This is a genomic window from Neobacillus sp. PS3-12 (assembly GCF_030915385.1).
Classification (GTDB): domain Bacteria; phylum Bacillota; class Bacilli; order Bacillales; family Cytobacillaceae; genus JAEVLT01.
Map to the genome: position 1 here is coordinate 1879103 of NZ_CP133268.1, position 20765 is coordinate 1899867.

The window sequence follows — 20765 nt, forward strand, 5'->3', positions numbered from 1 at the left end:
GCTTTGTACGTGTAATGTGTACAAAGCCTTTTATGTTCATTAATGTTGCTTGCCTTCGGTAAAAAACTGAAAACTTATACCAAACTTATCAATTAGCTGGCCATAAGCAGGGCTAAAAAATGTCTCTTGCAGCGGCATTATTTCCTGTCCACCATCCTTAAGTGCATCAAACATTGTTCGTACTGCATCTGCATCGTCGGTTGAAATACAGATCGTAACCTGATTTCCGCTATGATGTTCCTGGCCTGGGAAGGTATCAGAAAGCATGACATCCGTTTCCCCAATTTTAATCGTTGCATGTGATATAAGGTCTTTTGCCTCTGCTGGCAGAGGATAGTCAGGATTTTCAGGCATTTCACCGAAGGATTGACTAAAAAGTACTTGAGCACCTAGTGCTTTTTCATAAAGTTGAATCGCTTCTTTTGCATTTCCATTCATCACAAAGTAGGGAATTAATCGTAGTGACATCGTCTCCAACTCCTATTTTCTCATTTGTAATTGCCCATCGGCACATTTCCTATTATTACCGATATTCCAATTATAAGACAAAGAACAAATGTTCGCAACAAATACGATTAAGTTTTCATGAGCACAGGCACCACACTCTTTAGTTCCCGTCCTACTCCTTTTTCCTGGTTCTGATAATGGTGTCACTACTGCTTTTTCTACGATTCAATAGCCCCCCGACTATTAACCTATTTACTAAAAATTATATAATAGATCCTAAAAAAGGAAGAGTTTTACACCCCTCTTTTTTAAGAATCTATTTTTTTCAAAAAACCCTCAATATAGCCGTTAATATCCTCACGGTTTTCAAAAACCATTGTGTAGTGATTGCAATCGGAAATCTCCATTTGAATGTTCTTCGTATATGCTTGTGTATCTTCGTAATCCTTTTGGTAAAAAAGCGGCGGAAGTGAACCAATTTCCCCTTTCGCATAAACAAGCAGCACTGGACAGGATATTTTTGAACAAACTTCCTTTGGAACATAGTTTTGGAAGCTTTCAAAGTCTGCTAAAATCCCTGACGCAGATGATTTATTTTCCCAGTGGTCGGAAACCCGCTCCACTTCGTACTCGGCAATTTCTTCTAGCGTTTCATTCCAAGTTACCCCCAGCATCGAGTATATCTGTTGGATTTCCTTTAAATAGCTTTCTTTGGCAGAATATTTTTTGCTCAGCCTCCCCAAGGCCGGTTGAACGATTGCTCTTTGGTGTTCGGACATTTTGGCTGCGCCGTCGAGAAGAATAACCGCTTTAACGTTGTTTAATTTACTCGCAACAATTGATGAAATAAATGCGCCCATGGAATGCCCTAAAAGAATCGGATGGTCAAGCTTTAACGTTCTGATTAATTCTAGAATGTCTTCAGCATGTTGAAAAATAGTAGACTCCGAACTTATTTTTGCACTATTCCCGCGCCCGCGTAAATCTACTGATAGAATTCGATACTCACCTTTTAATTTTTCAGCATAAAAATGCATGTATTTATGTGACCCAGTTAATCCATGAATCATGATTATCGGGCCCTTTTCTCCGGGGTAATCCACAACCTGGATGTCATGTCCATGGATCGTTTTTTTATAAAACTCCATTCCGCTTCCACCTCTCCGTATGATTAAAAAGGCCCTGTGAACTACCCACCACTTAGCTGACCTTACGGTATGCTTGAAGTGTTGGCTTCTCGACTTATCGTTACTTTTACTAGCTAACGAAAATGGACCGAGCTAACCCTCTTGTTCCAAGAGTTTTTGTTTCTATGATAAGGCTAATAAGCGTAATCCTTCATTTTTGATATTGATAGCTGAATTGTAGTCACGATCTACCACAAAACCGCCTGAACAACGGTAGGTGCGTTCAGATAGTTTCATAGGTTTTTCTGCATCACAACAAGAACACTTCTTAGTGGAAGGGAACCACTTATTAATTTTCACAAGTTGTTTTCCTTGTTCTTTTAGTTTGTACGCTAAGAAAGTAGTAAACATACCCCAACCGTTGTCGTGAACGCTTTTACCAAAATGAAGGACTTGGGACATCCCTTTCATATTCAAGTCCTCAATGGCGACTGCATCAAAGTTGGAAGCTAATTCTTTTGACTTATGATGAAGGAAGTTCATGCGTTGGTTCGCCACTTTCTCATGTAACTTAGCGACAACTAGACGTTGCTTGTTCCAACGTGCAGAACCTTTCTTACGTTTGGACAAAATTCGTTGTGCTTTTGCTAATTTTTCTGACATGACACGATAGTAACGAGGATAATTGGCTTTCTCATTCTCGCTACTCACGTATAATTCAGCCATAGCAAAATCTAGTCCAACGACATTTTCTATTTTTTTAGGCTGTATATCTTTCTCGTATTCTGTCAGGACAGACACATAATATTTTCCTGACTTTGTTCTGGAAATGGTACAAGATTTCAATTTATAATCGGCAGGAATTTCCCTATGTTGTTTAATTCTCACTAATTTTAGTTTAGGTAATTTGATATGAGCGTCTTTCAATTCGATATTTTCATTGACTAAATTAGTCGTGTAGGTTTGTTTACCTTTACGGTTTTTGAACTTTGGAAATTCGGCATTCCCCTCAAAGAAGTTTTTATAAGCAGTTTGAAGGTTGATTTGTGCATTCGCTAAAGCTAGTGAATCCACTTCTTTTAGGAATGGAAATTCACCTTTATATTTTGCAGGAGTTGGAAACTTTTGCTTTTTAAGCAGGTCTTTATCATTTTTGAACTTTTCATAGGTTTCCTTACGTTCTGCTAACATCTTGTTATAGACAAAACGGACACAACCGAAAGTTTTAGCTAATAACACTTCTTGCTTTTTGTTTGGTAACAAACGAAACTTGAAGGCTTTGTTTCGTTTGGTCATATCAATTCACCCCCTATACTTCATAGTATAGAACGGTTGTTTGTATTTTACTATTAATTTGGCTATCGCCAACCGAAATTCATCTCCCACCTACTCATTGGGCTACGCCCTTCACATTCCTTGAGGATGGGAGACTTCTTTCGGAAATCCTTTAAAACAGATAAGATAGCATATTAGAAGCAAATGGTATCCCACAATTTTAAAAGGCTGCGCGCTAACAAGATTAATACAATCTATATTATGTATGCGTTTTCTCTATTATGGTATATTTTCCAAATACCTGCAATCATTTTCTCCGAAAAAATGTAAATTCGGGCTGCATCAGACCCAGCCCGAAAAACAAAAAAACCGAGGCATGCCCAGCATACCTCGAGTATTTTTTAGCTAAATAGTTTCAATAACATGATTGCCAAAATGACTGTTGAAGCACCGCCGATTCTTGTGGAAACTTGGGCAAATGGCATTAATGACATCCGGCCTGAAGCTGAAAGAATCGCTACGTCACCAGTTCCGCCTAAACCGCTGTGGCAGCCTGTAACAATCGCTGCATCAACTGGGAACATTTTCATTAATTTACCTACATAGAAACCAGAAATCATAATGGCTAAAACTACAGCTGCACAAATAATCACATATCCTGGAGTAACAATTTTTACTACATCTTTAAGAGGAATATAGAGCATTCCTAAACCTACCATTAATGGCCAAGTCAAACTTCCAGAAACAAATTTGTATAAGTGGTAGGCACCTTGTTCCATTTTTGCTGGCATTACTTTAATGCTTTTTACTACTGCTGCTGCAATAATCATCAAAACTGGTCCAGGAATTCCTAAGAATTTATTTCCAAGACCACCTAAGATAAAGAAACTGCAAGCGATCAAAAGGCCTGCACCCATTAATGGGAATTCGATTGGCTTATCAATGGAAGTAGCTCCCGAGATGCCATCGCCGCCTTTTGTTTTGACTAAAACGCCATTACCAGTAAGTTCTGGTTTTCTTTTACCTAAGTTTGCAAGAACACCGGCACAAATAATCGCCACTGTATTTCCAATAACCGCAGCCGGAATCAACTGACCAACAAATGTTTCAGATGCTTTTCCAAGTACTTGTCCATATCCTAATGACAGAGGTAAAATTCCTTCCCCAATTCCTCCGCCGATAATCGGAACAACAATATAGAAGATTGTATGTTTAATATCATATCCAAAAAGCAAACCAACTAATGCGCCAACAACTAACCCGGCAATCGTTCCAACAATTAGCGGAACAAACATGCGTGTAAAGCCTTGAATCAAGACTCTGCGGTTCATACCAAGAATACTGCCGACAACTAAAACTGAGATATAAAGGTATAAAAAGTTCGATGTTTTCATTAACTGGGTTACAGCGTTCATACCCGTCAAGTTAATGACATTAAAAAATACTAATATAGATGGAACTAAAAGAGATAGAATCGCAGGACCGCCGATGTCCTTCAGCACCGGAATTCTCATTCCCATGTCGCCAAGGAAAATCCCCATGACCATAATTACGGCAAAGCCACCAAGCATATCTGCCGGAAGCTGTTTATATACAGCTGCTGCATAAACAACAAGCGCGATGATAATATAAAGTGGTAATGGCACTGCACCTATTTTCACACTACCAAATTTACCCCAAAAACTCTTTTGTTCAACTTTCTCCCCATCCGTAGAAAACGTTTCCAAATTTTTCGCTGTTTCCATTTTTATCCCCCTCTCTGTTATAGTTCAATAATATGTCATTTAAAAACGCTTTCATATATTATGTAAATTTTGAAATTGTTTTGTAAATAAAAAAAGTGGCAGATATAATTATATCTGCTCACAAAAAGTTTTTTATCAGATGTTCCTTTAAGAAATTAAATTCATGCTGATAAACAGGTCTTCCAACTGTGCCATAGATGACCTTTACATCAAGGATCCCGATATCCTTTAAAAAATTTAAATATTTACGGACGGAAACACGTGAGATGCCAACAAGCTTGACGACATCCTCTGTGGAAAACTGTTCATGTTTTAATTCCTGAATCGCTTCCCAAATTTGTTTCAAGGTATCTTTCGTTAATCCTTTTGGAAGTTCCTCCATCAGCGCCTTATCATCCCGATGCAATAGCTGCTGGTCCAATATATCCTGATTAATGTGATTTTGCGATTGAATGACTCTCGTTTGTTCTTTATAAGCGGCCAATGCTTTACTGAAACGCTCAAATTCAAATGGCTTAATTAAATAATCGACGACACCGTACCGTAAGGCCTTTTTGATCCGCTCCAGATCCGAGGCGGCTGAAATAATAATAACATCTGTCTCTTTTTCATTCTCACGAAGATAGGTTAACAGCTCAAGGCCAAGTCTCCCTGGCATAAAAATATCCAACAGAACAAGATCAATTTCCAGTTTTTCAAGTTTCTTTATCGCCTCGTCTACAGACCCTGCTGTTGCCATCAACTTAAATCCTTGCACTTGCTCCAGGTAGCGTTTATTAAATTCAGCAACCATCGGATCATCTTCAACAATCATCACTCGAATCATGGAGAGTCCACTTCCTCTTTATACGGGATGTACACAGCAAAAACGGTTCCTTTTCCCTGCTTTGATGAGAGAATCAATTCTCCCTCCTGCCTTTTTACAGCTTGGTCGACAAGATACAAGCCAAAACCACGATTCTCACCTTTTGTGGAGAATCCTTTTTCAAAAATATGGTTTTGCTGTTCCTCACCCATTCCTTTTCCAGTATCCCTTACTTCTATCGTTAAAATCTCATCCGCATAGTCGAAATTAACATCTATTTTTTTTACTTTACAATCGTTCACAGCATCAATCGCATTATCAATTAAATTACCAACGATCGTAATCAGTTCATGTGAAACATCAGAATCAACCGGCAGTGGCACAGGGTGATCACAGGACACGGCCAAGTCCACTCCCGATTCTCTGGCGTTACTTAATTTTCCAATTAGAAATCCCGCTAATACAGGGTCTTTGATTTTTTTTGTCACAAAGCCAATTTCGTTTTCTCGATGGTTCACGGTTTCATTAATAAAGTTCACCGCTTTATCGTAATAGCCCATATGCACCATCCCTAGAATGACATGAAGCTTATTCATAAACTCATGTGACTGAGCCCTGAGGGCGTCTGCGTAATTACGCACCCCTGTCAATTGCTCAGCGAGGACTCGAATCTCTGTCTTATCACGAAAAGTGGCAATGGCCCCGACGATATTATGACCAACTTTAACCGGGACACGATTGGTTAAAATCGTGATACCGTTTAAATCCTGCTCTTCATCCAGGTCGACTTTACCCGTTTTCAATAATTCATTTAAGCGGGTTGACGGCATATATTCTTCAATGTTTGTTCCAATTGGATTATCAGGCAGACCTGCTTTTTCAAAAAGCTTTAAAGCGGCCCGATTGACGAGAGTTATTTTCGATTCCTGATCGACTGCGACAATACCTTCACGTACCGATTGCAGCATGGAGCTTCGCTCTTCTAATAGTTTGGCAATCGCAAATGGCTCGAGGCCAAGCAGGATTTTTTTAATATATCGAGCTAAAATGACAGCCCCAATGATTCCGACCAAGATCCCAATAATCGTACCAATAAAGATCCCTTGCCGACTCTTATTAACAGCATTTTCTACATTAGCTAAAGAGATTCCGACTGCAACGGCTCCAATCTGTTTGCCTGTTGCATCCTTAATGGGCGTAAAAGACCTTAAAGATGGGCCTAGAGAACCTTTTGAAATCGAATCATATTCATGGCCTTTCAGGACAGGTCCTTGATCCCCTCCCGAGAAAGGTTTTCCTATTTTTTTAGGATCGGGATGTGATTGGCGAATCCCTTTCATATCCATGACAACAATAAAGTAAACGTTGGTCGCCTTTGTGATTTCTTTGGCAAACGTTTGAATATCTTTTTGATCCCGCTTTCCGCTCATGGCATCGATGACAAGCGGACTATTTGCGACCATCCGCGCCACGTTTCTTGCTTTTTCCGCCTGACTTTGCTCGGTTCCACTCGCAACCCTCGAACTAATCAGTATATCTGTGATTAATAGTGAAAAAGCCACAACCAGACAGACAAAAAGAATGATAACCGTCTGTAAACTCCATCTTCCCTTTTTCACATCTTCCCCTCCATCTTGGTACTATACAAATGTTCCCCCAAAAAGAGTCCAGAAAACACAAAAAGGCTGCAAAGTTTTCTAGAAGATTTACTTTGCAGTCTTCGGTTTTTTTGGATATTGCGGATTCTTCTTGGAATTTCGCCGAGTTTCTATTTTTCTGCGGATTCTGCCTGAGACTATCCGTAACTTTTTATCATTTAACCTGGACCCCTGATTTATTATCCGAAAATTTCACGGGTTTATCCGAACAAACCCCACGTTTATCCCCAAACTCCTACCATTTATCCGTAACCCCTGATTTATCCGAAAATTTCACAGTTTTTTCCGAACAAACCCCACGTTTATCCGCAAACTCCTACCATTTATCGGAAAGTTTCATCATTTTCCGCACAAAACCGTAAAGTTAACTTAACATCATAATGGCACCGGCAACAATCGGCGTAATAACCATCGCACTTTTTAGAACTGGCTGCGGTGCTAGGGCTGTGAACTTAGCCCCAACATAAGATCCAATCATGGTACCAGCTACCACCTCGGCTAAAAGTGTGAAATCTAAGAATCCCTGGAAGTAGTAACCCACACCGCCTGCTAATGCGATGGGCAAAATCACAAGCATCGTCGTACCGACTGATTCCCTGATCGTAAGCCCCATGACAACAAGCAAACCAATTTGAATGAACGGAGCCGAACCGATTCCAAAGGTACCTGACAGCAATCCGGTCACGATGCCTACAAAAGCCGCCCGCACAACAAGACCAGAGGCTTCCTTTTTGTCTGCTGTCTTTATTTTTCGAACAATAAATAAACGAGCAACCAAGAGCACCGCGGATAATAATAACATTCCGCCGGTTAACCAATGTAACGAATTTACAGGAATCAAGCCGGCAAGCTTTGAACCGAAATAGGAAGCAACTGCCCCAAATACCCCTACAATAACACCGGTCTTCACCGAAATATTTCCTTGGCGGAAATGGCTGTAAGCACCCGATAAAGTGGTAAACACCATCGCTGCCAGGGAAGTCCCTAAAGCTGTATGAATTGGCACCCCAAAGAGCACCGTTAAAATCGCAATAATAAAGCCAGAGCCGCCAGCCCCAACAAATCCCAGTAAAACACCCAATACAAACATCGTTAGCGCAATAGCCAAAACTATCCCTCCAACTAGTCACGTATGCGCCGAATACACACCTTGTTTTCTTCCATCCTTTATTATACTAATTATTCTCTCATTTCCAAAGTCTGAAAGACTATCCCGAAAACGAGATAGTCTTCAAAATTACGAGTTTAATTATCCGAAACTAACTTAAATAAGTGCAGGCTGACTTTTTTCTGAGAATGTTAACAAGCGCTTTTTGATATCCTCCACATTCACAATCCTTTGGGCAACATCCGTTTCGATTGCAGCTTTGGCCACAGCTGCTGCAACATGTGCCGCTACACGAGGATCAAATGGATCTGGAATCACATAATCAGCATTCAATTCTTCACCGGAAATCAATCCAGCAATAGCATTTACCGCTGCCAACTTCATTTCCTCATTGATTTCTTTGGCATGAACATCAAGAGCACCACGGAAAATTCCAGGGAATGCCAAGACATTATTCACTTGGTTAGGGAAATCGGAACGTCCTGTACCGACCACAAGTGCCCCAGCTTCTTTTGCTTCACCTGGCATAATTTCTGGAACAGGGTTCGCCATTGCAAAGATAATAGGGTCACGATGCATCGAGCGAACCATTTCCTGGGTAACCGCTCCTGCTGCCGATACACCAACAAACACATCAGCACCAACTAGTGCATCTGCCAATGTTCCTTGTTTTTTCTCACGGTTTGTAATTTTGGCCATTTCATCCTTGAATGGATTCATGCCGACTGGACGGCCTTCATAAATGATTCCTTTTGTATCACATAAAATCACGTCTTTTACACCCATGCGAAGCAATAACTTCACAATCGCTACACCCGCAGCTCCTGCTCCATTCACAGCAACGCGAATATCTTCGATGTTTTTATTATTCAATTTTAAGGCATTGATCAATCCTGCTGCTGTTACAATCGCCGTTCCATGCTGGTCATCATGGAATACAGGAATCTCACATTCCTTACGCAGGCGCTCCTCAATCTCAAAGCATTGCGGTGCAGCAATATCCTCTAAGTTTACACCCCCAAAAGTTGGTTCCAGCAGCTTAACTGTTTTCACAATTTCGTCAGTGTCGGTTGTGCCCAAGCAAATTGGAAATGCATCGACATCTGCAAACGCCTTGAATAAAACGGCCTTTCCTTCCATAACAGGCATCGCAGCTTTTGGTCCGATATTTCCAAGCCCAAGGACTGCTGTTCCGTTTGAAACAACCGCTACAAGATTTCCTTTTGACGTATAATCATAAACCTTGCTGTCATCTGAATAGATTTCCAAGCATGGCTCGGCAACACCAGGAGAATAAGCTAAACTTAAATCGTTGGCATTATTTACGGGAACCTTTGAATAGATTCCAACCTTGCCCTTGTGCTCCTTATGCATTTTTAATGCTTCATCACGTAAAGTTGACATTGATAGTCCTCCAATCAATCTATTGAAAACGTTTTCATCAATCTCTTATTTTTATACCTTTATATTAGTACTAACATTGGTTTTTTAATAGTTTTTGTAAATAAAAAAAGTAAAGGTCTTTTATGGAAAAATGAACTTCATTTGGTACCCGCGATTAGCAGACAACATATATTATGATAAAGGTACGAGATGATATGGAGTGATTCTATGGGATTCTGGGACATTTTTTCAAGTAAATGCGAGATTTGTAAAAGAAAAACAACACCTCTAAGAAAATACTATAATGAAAAAGGAAAGGTTATTAAACTATGTTTACCCTGTTCACAATACGCTGAACGCAGGGCTTATCGGATTAAAAAGTAAAAGGTTCCATCCAATCGTTTGGATCGAACCTTTTACTTTTTCTATTCTAAATTACTATGACGTTTAAAAGCTTCCGCATTATCAATGTCGTTCAGTTTGCTGAATTGCAGACAAATGGAATCGAAAACGATGTGAACGCATTGGTCGAATAAAGAACCGAGCGGCTGGATGGTTTGCAGTTCATTCTCGCGGCGGTATTTGGTAGCTGCTGGTACATGAAGAATTTCCGTAGCTGCAGCCGCTAATGCCGACTCAGGATTAGTTGTCACCGCAATTACCTCACAGCCAAGTGACTTTGTTTTTTCAGCCGTCCATACAACACTTTTCGTTGTGCCCGAACCGGAAACAGCCACCAAAAGGTCACCTGCTGCAATCGCAGGAGTGATCGTTTCTCCCACCACATAAACAGTTGCTCCCAAGTGCATTAATCTCATCGCAAACGATTTCGCCATCAGTCCGGAGCGGCCTTCTCCGATGATAAAAATTCGTGGTGCTTTTTGCAAGGTGCTTGCAATTTGCTCTAGCTGACCTTCTTCTACCTGACCTAAAACTGTTTCAATTTCTTTTAATATGGTTGGAATGAGTGCCATCTTTTATTTCCCCTCTATTTCTGCAATTTTTTGTTTAAATTGGAATGCTGCTTCTGACGGATTGCCTGCCTTTGTAATTGCGCCGCCGACAATGACAACTTCAGGGTTCACTGTCGCTTTTAACTGCTCCAAGGATTCGAGCGTGATTCCGCCTGCTGCGGCAATCTGAAGACCAACGCTGAATTTGTTATCAGCTGTTCCTCGATTCGCCATGCCAGCTTCCTCTTGCTGATCCTTGCTGACATGCAGACAAAAAATCGCATCCTTGTACTTTTGCAATTCTAGTTTTTGCTGTTCAGATGTATTTAATAAATCAATCATTACTTTTTTGTTGTAGTGTGCCGCCACTTCCATACAAATATCAATTGTAACAAGTGGGGATACGCCCATGACCGTCGCCACATCAGCACCGGCCTCAAAACACATTTCAAATTCATAACGGGCATTATCGTTCGTTTTGACATCTGCCACAATCGTTTTAGTTGGAAAAGCATTTTTCAGTTCTTTAATACTGGTTACCCCAAATTCTTTGATCAAAGAGGTCCCCACCTCAATCCAATCAACAGAATCCTCCACTTTTTTGGCCAAATCAATTGCCTCAGCAATTTTTAATCGATCCAATGCTAATTGTATTTTCATGGTGTTTAAGCTCCTTTTTGGTAGATAAACCGATTTACTAAATCGGTTTATAAAAAGATTATACTTCAAATGTAAGCGTTATTCAATAGAGGGGGAATCCCCCTCCCTACTCACGCCAACTTGGAAAAACATATTCCTGCGGCTCTCTGTCCACTTTATTGATTTGTTCCAATAAAAGCTCTGCCGCTTTTTCGCCCATTTCAAGCGCTGGCTGGTTGATAAATGAAATTGGCGATTCAAGCAAATGTTTAAATGGAATATTATCAAATACAACCAGGTCTAAATCCTGGCCAAGTTTAATTCCCTTATTTTTCAAAAACTCCATTACCACCAAAAAGACCCGATCATTTCCAGCAAATAAAGCGGTAGGTTTTTGCGGTAATGAAAAAAGCTGCTCCAGTTTGCTAGCCATTCCAGGTAAATCAGACTCAATGACATAATCAGGGTTCATCTTGAGCCCTGCATCGGCCAAGGCTTTCTGATACCCTTCAAATCTTCCTTTTCGGGTACTAATTGTTAGTGGCTGAACGACAAAGGCAATATTCTTGTGCCCTTCTTTAATAAAATCAGTAATCGCTTTATGGGTGGACTCTTGATTGTCAGTTATAACAGAAAAGGCCTGTTCCACTTTTCGATCGACAAACACAACCGGATACCCTTCTTCTACCATCCGTTGATACAAATCGTTATTTTGCCCGCTTGGAAACACTACTAAACCGTCAACCTGCTTAGCCCGCAGCATCTCAATATACTTTTTTTCTTTTTCTGGGTCGTCATCAGCATTACATACGATTGCGTGCAAATCATGCTCTTGGCAAAAATCTTCAATCCCTCGAATGACGGATGTTGAAAAATAATGCAAGATATTTGCTACAATCACACCTACCATTGACGTCCGCTTCTGCTTTAAGCTGCGGGCCAGGTAATTGGGCTGATAGTCCAGCTTTTCAATGGCCTCTTCAATCTTTTGCTTAGTTTTTTCACCCATATACTCAAAACGTTTATTTAAATATTGAGAAACTGTGCTTTTTGAAACTCCTGCTTCCTTGGCCACATCGGCCATCGTCACTCTTTCCATCGCTTTGTCCTCTTTCGTTTCCCTTTGGATGACTCCATTTTAGCGGCAAAAGCCGGCTATATCCAGTTACTTTTTTCAAAACATTTTGGTTGTTTCTTCCTAATTATTGGCAAAACGTGCAAAGCCATTCAAAAATCGTGCAAACCCTGCCTAAAAACGTGCATTGATTGGTGAAAATCGTGCATCAATGCTCTAAAATCGTGCATTGACCAAAAAGGATGACAGCTGCAACCGTCATCCCCTTGGCAATTATGCACTTACATTAACTTTCGTTTGATTTTTGCTTTTTTTCGCTGCTTTAATTGCCCATACAGTTAGAATAGCTGATAGGAATAACGAACCTGCCATAAAGATATAGCTGGCAGAAAATCCGCCTGTTGCCCCGTTCAAATAACCAACGATATAAGAGCCTGCAAATGATCCAAGTGCACCCATGCTGTTGATTAATGCCATTGCACCACCGGAAACATTACGTGGCAGAATTTCTGGAATGATCGCAAAGAACGGACCATATGGAGCATACATTGTTCCACCAGCAATCACGAGCAGGATAAATGAAATCCAGAAGTGGCTTGTTCCAATAGCGTATGAGATATAGAAAGCGATTGCACCAATCAGTAAAAATGGCCATACAAACGCACTGCGGTTTAACGTTTTATCCGAGAAGTATGAAGCAACAAGCATTAAAATGACTGATAAAATATATGGTACGGATGATAACCAACCTGTTTCCACAATACTCATATTTGGAGCTGCTTTTATAATAGAAGGAAGCCACATAACAAATCCGTAAACACCAATACTCCAAAGGAAATATTGCGCACTTAACAAAATAACTGGTTTAGATTTAAACGCTTCGCCATAGTTTTTAACAGGGGCGATGCCTTCTTGTTCTTTTTCTAATTGTGCTGCAAAATCATGTTTTTCTTGATCAGATAACCATTTTGCATCTTTTGGTTTATCGTCAACGATTTTCCACCAAATAAACGCCCAAATTACTGCAGGAAGACCTTCCGCAATAAACATCCATCTCCAGCCAATAGAGTTAACTAAATAACCAGAAACGATTGACATCCATAATACCGTTGCCGGGTTGCCTAAAATTAGGAATGTATTGGCACGAGACCGTTCTTTTTTTGTAAACCAGTGGCTCAAGAATACAAGCATCGATGGCATAACGGCACTTTCAACGACACCAAGGGCAAATCGTAGAACAAATAAGATTTTAATATTGTTAATCATACCTGTAGCAGATGCTAATAAGCCCCATAAAATCAATGACCAGAAAATCAGTTTCTTGGCGCTCTTTTTCTCCGCGTAACTAGCACCAGGTACTTGGAAAAAGAAATAGCCTAAAAAGAACAACGAACCGAGCAACGAAGATGTTCCTGCTGTAATGTGAAGATCCTTCGCTAATCCTGATGCAGCACCAAAGCCATAGTTGGCACGGTCAAGATAAGCTAAACTGTAAGTAATAAAAGCAATCGGAATCAAACGCATCCATCTTTGTTTTGCAATTACTTCTTTCATGTTAGTTCACTCCTTTAGTGATAAATTCTTGCAACTGATTTTTTGTTGGGTAGCCATCGTTGTCACCAGGTGATTGAACGGCCAATGCACCGATTGCATTTCCCCGTAATACCGCCTCACGGATTGGCAATCCTTCGATAATGCCGCTGATGACACCAACAGCAAAACCATCTCCAGCCCCAACGCTATCGACTACTTTTTCTACCTTAAAGCCAGGAACCGTACCTTCTTCATCTGTTGATTTATAAAATGCCCCCTCGGCACCAAGCTTAATCACGACAAGCTTTACACCTTTCTCTAAGTAAAAGGAAGCAATATCCCGCGGCTCTTTGTCACCGGTTAAAATTTCGCCCTCGGTAATACCCGGTAAAACATAGTCGGAACCAAATGCGACTTCATTAATTTGTTCAACCATTTCCGCTTTAGATTTCCAAAGGGTTGGTCGTAAATTGGTATCAAATGAAATAGGGCGACCATTTTTTTTCATAAAGCTTTGAACATGCTTTGAAAAAGCTCTTGTCTCTTCTGATAACGCTAATGGAATTCCTGTCATGTGCAAAAGGTTAGCATGTTGAAAATATTCTTCATTAAAATCTTCAATACTGAGATGACTTGCCGCCGATCCTTTTCGGAAATACTCCACCTCAGGGTCACCTGTTGTGACCTTCGATTTTAATTGGAAGCCCGTTGGGTATCGTTCATCCGTGAAGATATGGTCCGTGTCAACGCTTTCAGATTTGAGCCTTTCAACGATGAATCTTCCAAATGAATCATTCCCTACTTTAGAAGCATAACCAGACTTGAGTCCAAGCCTCGCAAGACCGATCGCAACATTTGTTTCTGCTCCTGCCAGCTCACGTGTAAATTGTTCCACTTCGTGTAAAGCACCGGGCTGATTAGCAATAAACATTGCCATCGCTTCCCCAAAGGTAACTGCATCTAATTTTTTCATACCAACACCTCGCTCTCTAGTTGCTCAATAAACCTGACATAATCTTTTGTTTTTTCAATTGGCTGGATCGGAAATTCCAGGGCCTTGGTTAATTCGGCTGGAAAAGTATTAAATACCCTCTTCCAACTGTGACTTTGTCCTTTTTGCAATGGCACCGTTACAAGCCCTTTTTGGTTTTTTTCAACCTGTTTTAAATGCAGATAATGGACGAATGGTGCTAGCTCCGTTAACGCTTCTTCAACACTCTGATTGGCATAATACCAATTTCCGGCGTCAAATGTCATTTTTACGGGAACCTTTATTGCTAATGCGCTTTCAAAAAAGGTTTTAAGGTTCTGTATATTCCCGCCATAGAGCGTCTGATCATTTTCAACCAACAATTGAATTTCCGTTTGTTGTTTTAAAAAGTTGAAAAGATCGATAAGGTTAGATTGATCTTTTTGAAAATGGCCCAGCGATACCTTAAGCCAGCCTGCTCTGAGGGTTAGAGCTTCTTCAAATACCGTTGTTAACATTTCTATATTTAATTGATGATCCTCTTTCCATAATTCAATTGGTGCAGAATAGACCGTGAATAATCCGAAACGGGCGATTTCCTTTTTGATTTGAGTTAATTGCTGAACTTTTTCATTCTCGGGCAAAAGTTCTCTGCGAACTTCAACCCCATAGGCACCCGCTTTTGCGATGTGCTCAATGTAGAAGAGCTGCCCACTTTCCAGTACTTCGTCTCGTCCGAAAGCATTCAACGGTATAATTACGTTTTGCATTTCGAAGATCCTTTCTAAGTTGCATTATTGATAAATCGATTTAGTAAATCGGTTTACTAAATCGATTTATCTTGATTATAAACCAGGTGTAAGCGTTTTTCAACCATTAAATATAAAAAAAAACGCCTAAGCATTGTTCAATTGATAGAACCTGCTTATCGCCCTTTTTCTGCATGTTCATCTGGTTACCTTCAATGCCTTTATTCTCTGTTAAAGTGCTTCAGAACGCTCATCTGATTACCTTCGTAGAGGCAGTCTTTTGTACAGCTTTCAATTTTTAAAAGAAAAGTTCTTTTCTAGAAAAGCATTATGGTGACACAAACGGTCACAGCTTGGCCGCCAGACGAATTTGAAAAATGGCTCCTTGTGGTATGTTTGGCAAAGCTGTGATCGATCCGTTATGTCCTTCAATGATGGCTTTTGTAATCGCCAAACCAATTCCTGTTCCACCTGAATCCCCGCTATAAAAACGTTCAAAGACTTTTGTTTCCTCACCTGGTGAAAATCCAATTCCGTCATCCTTTATTTCAAGAACAACTAGATCATTCTTTTTATAGACAACGACCTCAATCGTGTTTTTAGCATAACGAAGTGCATTACCCAATAAATTAATAAACGCCCGTTTAAGCTTCTCTTCATCCATTAAAATCGAATCCGAAATTGAATTCTCGATGTGGATCGTAATCCCGTTTTGTTCAGCAATGGCCCCGACACTTTTTACCGCATCCCTTAATACAGCATCAAGTGGTGCCGCCATAAATTGAAAGGATTCCTCGACATTCTCGAGTTTGGCTAAATATGTAATGCTTTCTACAATTTTTTTCAAGCGCTGACTTTCAAGAATAATCACATTCAAGCTGTGCTCCGCTTCTACTCCCGTGACAATCTGATCCAAGATCAGCTCAGCATTGCCTTGGATCGCCATTAACGGGGTCTTTAATTCATGCGAAGCATTTTGGAAAAAGGACTTTTGATTTTCATTATACTGTTTGATTCTCTGGGACATCATGTTAAAGCTGTCCGCTAATTCCTTTATTTCATCATTGGTCTCAATCTTAATGGCTTTATTCTCTTCTTTTATCGAAAAATTCCTCATTGCTGAGGCCAACAACCGGATCGGTTTTGTTAAACTTCGTTGAAAAATCATTCCTAACAAGAGTGCGAGAAGGGCCGAGATCACTAAACTAATCAGTTGTGAACGCCGCATCATTTGGTTAATTTTTTGCAAATCATCCAGTTTTTCCACAAGGGTAACCGATCCTTTGACATCACCGTTTGCCGAATAAATCGGCACGTTTTCTGAAACAAACGTTTTTCGCTGCTTCTGGTACTGTTTTAAGAGGGCTGGCCGCAAATCCGTATAAATAATAGCCTGATTTTCATTGAAGATAATCATTTTCGAAGACATAAGTTTTTCCGAAATGACAAAGGCCCGTCGCTTTTCAAGCTTTGCTTGGACATTCTCATTGGAAAGGGCATCTTTACTCAATAAGCGGCTGATGACTTTTGCTTCTTTTTGCAACTGTAGCTTTGTTTCGTGAATTAAATAATTCTGGGAGATAAAGTGAAAGGAGAAACTGGTTACGATAAAAATGCAGCCTATCAGTAAAAAATAGGTTAAAAACAGTTTTCCACCAATTTTCATCTTACTCATCCAGTCTGTACCCATATCCCCAGATGGTCGATAGCTCCACAGAAGAATGGTACATTTCTAATTTTTTCCGAACCCGTTTCACAAGATCGTCGATCAGCCTACCATCGCCGGCATACTCATAGCCCCAAATCATTTCCAGCAGTTCTTCTCTTGTAAATGGCTTTCCTTTATGACAGGCCAAAAAGACAAACAGATCATATTCCTTTGTGGTAAGTTTGATTTCTTGACCATCTTTTTCAATATATCTCTTTTCTTGGTCAATCGTTACATCGCGAACATTGATGGTTGATTGTACACTTGTTTTTTCCATCCGTTTAAAAATATTTCTTATCCGTATCATCAGTTCTCTCGGGCTGAATGGCTTTGTTAAATAATCATCACCGCCCAGCTCTAATCCTAAAATCCGATCAAACTCACCATCGCGGGCAGATACAAAAATGATCGGCAGGTCGCTCACGCGGCGAATTTGCTTACAAAGCTCAAGCCCATCCAAATACGGCATCATAATGTCAATAATCAGCAGGTCTGGTTTTAAGCGCTGCATTTCGTCATATACATTTCGGCCATCTGAAAAAAGCGTAACTTTATAGCCTTCGTTTTCGATATATTTTTGGAGAACATCACGGATGTTTTTCTCATCATCTACAACAAAAATATGCTTCACTATTCTTCACCTCACTTTTCATTATAGTAAAAATAGAGATAGGTTTCGAAACCTATCTCTACTTTTTTAAACTCCAGTCTTCGTTTGAAAAACTCCGATTAATTGATCCAACTGGGCAATCTTTTCTTTCATTTTGGCGTTTATTTGCTGATGGGTGGAAATAAGCTGGTTAATTTGGCTTGTCACATCGCTTGAATTATTTTTTACAGCCTGTTTAAGGGAGGCTCGTTCAGTTTTCCCTTCTTTTACAAGGTTTTTAATATCTTGATTGAGCGATTTTAATTGTGGTTTTAGAGCTTTTGCCTGCTTGATTTCATCCTTATTCTTGCTGGTTTTAGCAGCAAGGAATAAATCTAGTAGCTGGTCTCTTTTTTGAAGCAGTTGCTTTGATAAATCCAAACGATCTTCTTTTAACTGGTTGATTTGATGAATTTGGTCTTTATGCTGATTGAGAAAATTGAATCGTTTCCCGACATGTTGCTGGATGTTGGCCTTTGGTGCTTGTACCACTTGAGTTGAATTTGTATCGGCTAATGCACTCTTGATTCCAAAAATGCCTCCGCCCAGCAGCACCGCCATACTGACACCCACTAATATTCCTTTTTTCATACAATCACTCCTTCCTTGTCTACTCTTTTAAGTATAGACAATAGAATCGGGATTTTTGGGGGAAGATTGTATGAAAAGTGTGTGAAAATCTCACGGATTGCGATTTTGCGAAATAATTGCTGGTTTTGGCGAAATAATAATGTTTTTCGGCGAAATTAATGCCTATTTTGGCGAAATACTCCTAAAGTTTGGCGAAATCCCCATCAACCTGGCCTGGGATTCTCACCGCAAACGTACTTCCTTTTCCTACTTCGCTTGCTAATTGAATCGCACCGCCATGTGTATCAACAATCCATTTAGCAATCGAGAGTCCTAAGCCATGGCCCCCAACCTGCCGCGAACGTGATTTATCCACGCGGTAAAAACGTTCAAAAATGCGGGGGAAATCCTCTTTTTTAATACCTATCCCTGTATCCTGGACGCTAAACCAAAGTTCATTTCCTCCATTTTTAAGTACTAACTTTACTTCGCCTCCTCGAGGTGTGTATTTAATGGCATTATCCAAAAGAATATACAATAATTGCGATAATCGTTGTGAATCTCCCGTCGCCTTCAATGCACTTGGGGCATCCATACTAAGGGAAATTTCCTTTTCAGCCGCCAAGGGACTAACTGACTCAATTGCTTTTTCCGCAAAAGGCCGAAAATCAAAGGTCTCTTTTTTCATCACATTTGCATTTGAATCCGATCGCGCCAAAGTCAACAAGTCACCAACTAAGCCTGTCATTCGTTTCACTTCCTGTCTCATATTGGACAGCAGCTTTTCAACAAATCCCTCTGGCTCTACCGTCATTTCCATCGCATCAATGGAAGACAGCAGCACACTTAAGGGAGTCCGCAGTTCATGGGAGGCATCGGCGACAAATTCGCGCTGTCGGCTAAAGGCAACGCTAATCGGAACCATCGCCCGCTTTGACATCACAACACTAATAAACACAGCCACACCGAAAAAAGCAATCCCTAACATCACAAGAATCAGCAACAGCCAATGAAACAGCTGATAGGCGAAAGAGATATCTTTTCCAATGTACAGTCTGCCAATATACTGGCCTTTCACATAAATCGAATGACTGGCAATCATGAGATGAATATCTTGGTTCATTTCATGCGGCCGAAATTCTCCTCTGCCTCTCGGGCCTGTTTCCACATGGAGGGTTTCCTTGCGAATTTCGTTATCGTTTTGAATTCTCCCATTCACGAGATTAAGAAGACTCTGGCGCAGACGGTGATTGGCTTCATTGCCCATCATCATCCTGCCATTTTGGTCCACCGCATAGTAAAAATATTGGTCAACACCCGCAAACACCACTTCTTGATTTTGAAAACTAGTTAAATCCTTTTGTGTATTTTTCACCATATAATCTTCAATAAAGCTGGCCTCTTGACCTACTAATGATTGAAGCTCATGCTCTTGATTTTTGATAATAACTACATAAAGGACGGAATAGACAATAAAGATAAAAACAATCAAAAACAGCATAATCAATCCGCTATACGTTCGCGTCAGTCTGTTCTGTGTACTTTTAAAAACATCCTTTTCATTACGATTGAGAAGTGCCCGAATGAGCGAAACAAGATTCGCTTTCAATTTTGTACCCTACCCCTCTTATACTTTGCAGCAGGTTCTGCTTTCCGAAGCCTTCTAGCTTTCTTCGAATCAATTTAACTGTTGCATCAATGGTTTTAGGCGCAACCTCGCTGTCCAATCCCCAAATTCGGTCTAATATGACTTCACGGGGCAGGACTTGTCCTTTATTTTGTACCAATAAATCCAGAAGTTCAAATTCACGGGGACTCAATTGGACATGCTGATTTCCCATGGAAACTACGTGACTAAGCCGATTCAGGGCCAAACCAGCAATTTCAATTTCTTCTTCCACAATCGGAGCAAAGTTTCGACGGGAAAGGGCACGGAGCCGTGCTAATAATTCCCCAATTTCAAATGGTTTAACCAAATAATCATCGGCCCCCGCATCTAAACCATAAATACGGTCTTCCACTGTATCTTTTGCGGTCAAAATCAAAATGGCCCCCGAATACACTTCCTTCCGCAGCCGACGACAGACTTCAATCCCGTCTCCATTTGGCATCATCCAATCGAGAATAAGAATGTCGTAGTGTCCAGAAGTAGCGTAATAATAGGCATCCTCACCATTTATAACAAGATCAACCTTATATGGGCCTTTCTTTTTTAACATATAAACAATTAAATTTCCCAGACTTGGGTCATCTTCAGCTAATAAGATATTCATCTTCACTGAACTCCTCTCACTTTATATTCCGAAGTCTAGCAGAGAGAACTTTATTTTTACTTAAGAATGCTGATGTTCGCAAAATTGTGCGAAAAAAC

At 40.3% G+C, this 20765-nt stretch carries 19 protein-coding genes; all 19 read right to left on the bottom strand.

Annotated elements, in window-relative coordinates:
* Window positions 1-39: 39 nt before the first annotated feature.
* Window positions 40-468: a VOC family protein gene (locus RCG17_RS09635; protein ID WP_308174956.1), complete on the bottom strand. Its 429-nt coding sequence runs from the start codon at window positions 466-468 to the stop codon at window positions 40-42.
* A gap of 287 nt (window positions 469-755) precedes the next feature.
* Window positions 756-1595 (bottom strand): alpha/beta fold hydrolase, encoded by an 840-nt coding sequence (locus RCG17_RS09640; RefSeq protein ID WP_308174957.1) that lies wholly within the window; start codon window positions 1593-1595, stop codon window positions 756-758.
* A 162-nt stretch (window positions 1596-1757) separates the two neighbouring features.
* A complete protein-coding gene (locus RCG17_RS09645; protein ID WP_308174958.1) occupies window positions 1758-2870 on the bottom strand; it encodes an RNA-guided endonuclease TnpB family protein in 1113 nt (370 codons plus the stop codon).
* A 380-nt stretch (window positions 2871-3250) separates the two neighbouring features.
* Complete coding sequence (locus tag RCG17_RS09650; protein WP_308174959.1) at window positions 3251-4594, bottom strand: 2-hydroxycarboxylate transporter family protein; 1344 nt, start codon at window positions 4592-4594, stop codon at window positions 3251-3253.
* A gap of 118 nt (window positions 4595-4712) precedes the next feature.
* Window positions 4713-5420 (bottom strand): response regulator, encoded by a 708-nt coding sequence (locus RCG17_RS09655; protein ID WP_308174960.1) that lies wholly within the window; start codon window positions 5418-5420, stop codon window positions 4713-4715.
* The gene (gene dcuS / locus RCG17_RS09660; RefSeq protein WP_308174961.1) at window positions 5417-7018 is read right to left on the bottom strand and encodes a DcuS/MalK family sensor histidine kinase; all 1602 of its coding nucleotides are present in this window, start codon (window positions 7016-7018) and stop codon (window positions 5417-5419) included. Before dcuS ends, RCG17_RS09655 begins: the two co-directional genes overlap by 4 nt.
* 403 nt (window positions 7019-7421) lie before the next feature.
* Complete coding sequence (locus RCG17_RS09665) at window positions 7422-8165, bottom strand: sulfite exporter TauE/SafE family protein (RefSeq protein ID WP_374120911.1); 744 nt, start codon at window positions 8163-8165, stop codon at window positions 7422-7424.
* A 156-nt stretch (window positions 8166-8321) separates the two neighbouring features.
* Window positions 8322-9569, bottom strand: a complete 1248-nt coding sequence (locus RCG17_RS09670) for an NADP-dependent malic enzyme (protein ID WP_308174962.1) — start codon at window positions 9567-9569, stop codon at window positions 8322-8324.
* Between the two features lie 404 nt (window positions 9570-9973).
* Window positions 9974-10522: a 6-phospho-3-hexuloisomerase gene (hxlB, locus tag RCG17_RS09675; RefSeq protein WP_308174963.1), complete on the bottom strand. Its 549-nt coding sequence runs from the start codon at window positions 10520-10522 to the stop codon at window positions 9974-9976.
* A 3-nt stretch (window positions 10523-10525) separates the two neighbouring features.
* A complete protein-coding gene (gene hxlA / locus RCG17_RS09680; protein WP_308174964.1) occupies window positions 10526-11161 on the bottom strand; it encodes a 3-hexulose-6-phosphate synthase in 636 nt (211 codons plus the stop codon).
* 106 nt (window positions 11162-11267) lie between these two features.
* Window positions 11268-12239 (bottom strand): LacI family DNA-binding transcriptional regulator, encoded by a 972-nt coding sequence (locus RCG17_RS09685; RefSeq protein ID WP_308174965.1) that lies wholly within the window; start codon window positions 12237-12239, stop codon window positions 11268-11270.
* 249 nt (window positions 12240-12488) lie between these two features.
* Window positions 12489-13769, bottom strand: coding sequence for an MFS transporter (locus tag RCG17_RS09690; RefSeq protein ID WP_308174966.1), 1281 nt, complete (start codon window positions 13767-13769; stop codon window positions 12489-12491).
* Between the two features lies 1 nt (window position 13770).
* Window positions 13771-14721: a sugar kinase gene (locus RCG17_RS09695; RefSeq protein ID WP_308174967.1), complete on the bottom strand. Its 951-nt coding sequence runs from the start codon at window positions 14719-14721 to the stop codon at window positions 13771-13773.
* Entirely contained in the window at window positions 14718-15488 is a 771-nt protein-coding gene (locus tag RCG17_RS09700; RefSeq protein WP_308174968.1) for a sugar phosphate isomerase/epimerase family protein, read from the bottom strand. The genes RCG17_RS09695 and RCG17_RS09700 overlap by 4 nt, the downstream gene beginning before the upstream one ends.
* Before the next feature lie 325 nt (window positions 15489-15813).
* Window positions 15814-17142, bottom strand: coding sequence for a sensor histidine kinase (locus tag RCG17_RS09705; RefSeq protein ID WP_308174969.1), 1329 nt, complete (start codon window positions 17140-17142; stop codon window positions 15814-15816).
* Complete coding sequence (locus tag RCG17_RS09710) at window positions 17135-17806, bottom strand: response regulator transcription factor (protein ID WP_308174970.1); 672 nt, start codon at window positions 17804-17806, stop codon at window positions 17135-17137. Before RCG17_RS09710 ends, RCG17_RS09705 begins: the two co-directional genes overlap by 8 nt.
* A 66-nt stretch (window positions 17807-17872) precedes the next feature.
* Window positions 17873-18415, bottom strand: coding sequence for a hypothetical protein (locus RCG17_RS09715; protein WP_308174971.1), 543 nt, complete (start codon window positions 18413-18415; stop codon window positions 17873-17875).
* 181 nt (window positions 18416-18596) lie between these two features.
* The gene (locus tag RCG17_RS09720; RefSeq protein ID WP_308174972.1) at window positions 18597-20003 is read right to left on the bottom strand and encodes a sensor histidine kinase; all 1407 of its coding nucleotides are present in this window, start codon (window positions 20001-20003) and stop codon (window positions 18597-18599) included.
* Window positions 19957-20667, bottom strand: coding sequence for a response regulator transcription factor (locus tag RCG17_RS09725; RefSeq protein WP_308174973.1), 711 nt, complete (start codon window positions 20665-20667; stop codon window positions 19957-19959). The genes RCG17_RS09720 and RCG17_RS09725 overlap by 47 nt, the downstream gene beginning before the upstream one ends.
* Window positions 20668-20765: the final 98 nt, after the last annotated feature.